The organism is Streptomyces sp. Ru72 (genome assembly GCF_002920635.1).
Taxonomy (GTDB): domain Bacteria; phylum Actinomycetota; class Actinomycetes; order Streptomycetales; family Streptomycetaceae; genus Streptomyces.
In genome coordinates, this window is the sequence record NZ_PQSR01000256.1 from 1 (window position 1) to 410 (window position 410).

Below are 410 nucleotides of genomic sequence, written 5' to 3' on the forward strand. Positions count from 1 at the left end.
GACCCGGTGAAGCGCGGCGACATCGGCCGGTCGTCCGAAGCGGTGCACCACGACGACCGCGACGGTCCGGGAGGTCACGACGGCCTCCACGGTCGCCGGGTCCAGGCAGTACGTCACCGGGTCTATGTCGGCGAAGACCGGCGTCGCACCCGCCGAGGCCACGGCCTCCGCCACCTCGATGTTGCCGAACGCCGGCACGATGACCTCGTCGCCGCGGCCCACACCTGCGGCCATGAGCATTCCAGCAGTACCCATGGCTGCGATGCTGGTCCGGCAATGTGAACGCAAAGTGACGGGCAACGCAAAAGAGCGGATCCCTGAACCGAAGTTCGGGGACCCGCTCTGAAGAATTGTTCGGCGGTGTCCTACTCTCCCACAGGGTCCCCCCTGCAGTACCATCGGCGCTGTAA

The 410-nt window shown here is 66.8% G+C and carries 1 protein-coding gene; it reads right to left on the bottom strand.

Annotated elements, in window-relative coordinates:
* The coding region (locus C3488_RS39785) for a DegT/DnrJ/EryC1/StrS family aminotransferase (RefSeq protein WP_181139394.1) at window positions 1-240 on the bottom strand (240 nt) is incomplete at its 3' end.
* Window positions 241-410: the final 170 nt, after the last annotated feature.